This is a genomic window from Actinomycetota bacterium, assembly GCA_005774595.1.
Lineage (GTDB): Bacteria > Actinomycetota > Coriobacteriia > Anaerosomatales > D1FN1-002 > D1FN1-002.
The window spans coordinates 1,209-4,402 of record VAUM01000157.1; the positions used below are offsets into that span (position 1 = coordinate 1,209).

A 3,194-nucleotide genomic window follows, 5' to 3' on the forward strand; every position below is an offset into this window, starting at 1 on the left:
CATGGCGGGTAGCTCGGCGATGACCGCGTCGAGCTTGCCTGCCGGCACGTTCATCATCAGCAGCACGCGCCCGCGCGCCTCAATGACGCCGAGCAACAGCGTGCGGACCTCCTCGATGGCCGCGCGCTTCGCCGGGTCCTCCCACGCGGCCTTGTTCGCGAGCAGGCGGGTGGTCGAGGTGAGCACGACGTCGATGATCTTCAGCCCGTTGCGGCGCAGCGTGGACCCGGTCTCGGTGAGGTCGACCAGCGCGTCCATCATCTCGGGGACCTTCGCCTCGGTCGCGCCGTACGAGAACTCGACCTCGACCGGGATGCCGAGCTCCTCGAAGAACTGGCCGGTGACGCGCGGGAACTCGGTGGTGATGCGGCTACCCGGCGCGATGTCGCGCGCCGAGGCCGCGGACGACTCCTGCGGCACTGCGAGCACCATCTTCACGACGCCGGTCCCGGTCTTGGCGTACGGCATGTCGGCGACCTCGATCACGTCGGCCCCGCTCTCGCGCACCCAGTCGTGCCCGGAGATGCCGAGGTCGAAGTGGCCGTCCTGCACGAACAGCGGGATCTCCTGCGGCCGCAGGATCTTCACGCGCGAGATGCGCGGGTCGTCGATGGTCGGGTTGTACTCGCGGCTCCCGCGCTTGACCTCGAGGTCGGCCTGCGCGAACAGGAGGAGCGTCTGCTCCTCGAGCGAGCCCTTCGGCAGTGCAAGCGACAGCATGGCGAACCGCCCCTCGGGCCGTCGTGGGGCGCGACCAGCGCACCCCGCGTGCCTCGGCACTCTACCACAGGATAGCGGTGGAGTGCGCGGGGTGCGGTAGCATCGTGCGCGAGGAGGGAGCGTGATGGACGGGTTCTTCGCGCCGTGGCGGGCGCTCAGACACGATCCGAGGTGGGCATCGAAGCTTGGCATCGCGGCGCTCGTGTTCTGGGTCCCGTACGTCGGGCCGTTCCTCGTTCTCGGCTGGACGTTGGAGTGGATGACCGCGGTCGCCTGGGGGCGCGAGAGCGTGCTGCCCGAGTGGACGGACTGGGGACGTCTGCTGAAGCGCGGCTTCTTCGGCTACGTGGTCGTTCTGCCGTACTCGCTGGCGCTCATGGTGGCGTGGTACTGCGTCGCAGGGATCGCCACCGTGATGGCGGGCACCGGCGCCGGCGGGACTCTGGCGATCGCCGTCGCCATCGGGACCGACCAGGCGCTTGCAATCGGACTCGTCATGAGCATCGCCGTCGCGGTGCTGACGGCGGCCTCGATGGTCTGCGCCCTGTTCGCCGCCGGTCTCGCGCTCGCACCCGTCACGCACGCGGCGACGCTGCGCTACGCGCTCTTCGACAGCGTGCGCGAGGGGCTTGAGGTGCGCCAGGCCCTCGACAGCCTGGGCCGCTCCCCGCGCACCGCTTTGCGCGCGTGGTCGTACGGGGTCGCCGTGCAGGTGTTCCTCATGCTCGTCTACGTGCCGCTGGTCTACGGACTCATCCTCGGGCCGTGGGCGCTTGCCGCCGCAGGCGTCGCGACGGGCATGCCCGAGGACGTGATGACGCTCGTCGCACTCGCCGGTCAGATGCTGTCGCCGATCGCGTCCGTGCTCGCGTGCGTGGTCAGCGTCGCGACCTCGGTCGCCACGGCGCACTGGTGGGGAACGCACGGCCGGGCCGCGTACGGGCTCGGGAGCGCCGCGGCCGGCAGGCCTGCCCGGGGGGACGAGCCGGCCGGCTGAGCCCTCAGTCCCGCCTCGGCCCCTGCCTGCGGTCCCAGCGCGCCCAGAACTCCTCGTCGAGCTCGTTGTGGGTCTTGAGCTCCTCGATGGAGAAGACGCCGTGCGCCCACAGCAGGCCCTGGATCATGCCGATCCAGCGGTACGCCTTGGCTTCCCGGCCGTGCGAGACGAACTTCTTGGCCTCGCCGCACATCCACATGGCATGGCACAGCGCGTCGTACTTGCCCGAGAACCTGGAGGTCTCGCCGAGACGCGCGGCCGTGTCCGCATAGGCGCGCGCGTCGTAGCCGAGGTCCGACAGGGTGCGCGAGTACAGGTCGAGCATGTTGCAGGCTCGAGCCTTGAACTCGGCACCCCACTCCTCCTGCGATGAACCCCAGCTCACGTACCCGCTCCCCCGTCAGGGCCGCACGGTGGAACCGCTCCGTCCCGGAACCTACCCCTCGGCCATCTGCCGCTTGAGCTCGCTGACGCGCTCCCGGTACTCGGGCATCGACGTGCCGAGCATCTGCGTGGCGAGGATGGCCGCGTTGCGCGCGCCGTTGATGGCCACGCACGCCACCGGCACGCCACCGGGCATCTGCACCATCGACAGCAGCGAGTCGAGTCCGCCGAGGTCCGACGTCTTGATCGGCACCGAGACCACGGGCAACGCGGTGAACGCGGCGACCACACCTGCAAGGTGCGCCGCCTTGCCGGCGGCGGCGATGACGACCTTCACGCCGCGCGCCTCGAGCCCGCTCGCCCACTCGTGCACCTTCGCGGGCTGCCGGTGCGCCGACGCCACCGTCATCTCATACGGCACGTCGAACTCGTCGAGCTGCTTGGCGCAGTCGTCCATGACGCCCATGTCGGACGCCGAGCCCATCACGATCGCGACGAGCGGTGCGGGGCCGGGGACACCGGCATCATCCTCGGGCATGAGAGTCCTCGCTTCCGATCGTGAGCGGGCCGACTTCGATTGTAGCGCGCGGGTGATGCGCGGTGGATGTTCGTGACGCCGGCTACACGCGAGTGGGCGGGAGCACGTCGGCCGCCTCGCCGGTCTCGGACGCCGCTGCGGCGGCCTCGTGGCCGTCGACGACGCACGGCGCCGCCCCCGCGCCGTCCCCGAACAGCAGCTTGCGCTCCTCGGGCGAGAGCGCCGCGCGTGCCTGGTCGCGCAGGCGGTTCACCGACACGAAGAACTCGCGCATCATCGCCACGAGCAGATAGCGTCCGCGCGGCGTGAGCGTGATGCGGCCGCCCGCCTCCGAGGCGAACGCCCGGTTCGCGCGCATGAACGCCATCTCGAGCGGCAGGCCGCGCGCAGCGCTGACGCCGAAGTCGCGCTCGAACGCAGCCGTGTCCATCGAGCCGCCGAACAGCGACATCAGGAAGCGATAGCGCATGCGGTCGATGCGGGGGAACGCGCGGCACTGGGTGGCCGGCGTGCGCCGCTCGTCGATCGCGCGGGCGTACTCGGCGAGCGAGAACG

Annotated in this window: 3 protein-coding genes and 1 pseudogene (1 of these 4 only partly in view); 1 reads left to right on the plus strand and 3 read right to left on the minus strand. The window is 70.8% G+C overall.

The annotated features are described in order from the left end of the window. Positions 1–720 (minus strand): annotated as a pseudogene (locus FDZ70_06900) (ATP phosphoribosyltransferase); it reaches 226 nt to the left of the window's first position. A 124-nt stretch (positions 721–844) separates the two neighbouring features. On the opposite strand from FDZ70_06900, the gene FDZ70_06905 reads away from it, so the two are divergent. After that, positions 845–1,717 carry a DUF4013 domain-containing protein gene (locus FDZ70_06905; GenBank protein ID TLM75599.1) on the plus strand — a complete coding sequence of 291 codons (873 nt, stop codon included), beginning with the start codon at positions 845–847 and terminating at the stop codon, positions 1,715–1,717. Between the two features lie 4 nt (positions 1,718–1,721). Here FDZ70_06905 and FDZ70_06910 read toward each other — a convergent pair whose 3' ends face one another. Both FDZ70_06910 and purE read right to left on the minus strand, forming a co-directional pair. Then, positions 1,722–2,102, minus strand: coding sequence for a hypothetical protein (locus FDZ70_06910; GenBank protein TLM75600.1), 381 nt, complete (start codon positions 2,100–2,102; stop codon positions 1,722–1,724). 51 nt (positions 2,103–2,153) lie between these two features. Beyond that, complete coding sequence (gene purE / locus FDZ70_06915) at positions 2,154–2,639, minus strand: 5-(carboxyamino)imidazole ribonucleotide mutase (protein TLM75601.1); 486 nt, start codon at positions 2,637–2,639, stop codon at positions 2,154–2,156. Between the last annotated feature and the right edge of the window lie 555 nt (positions 2,640–3,194).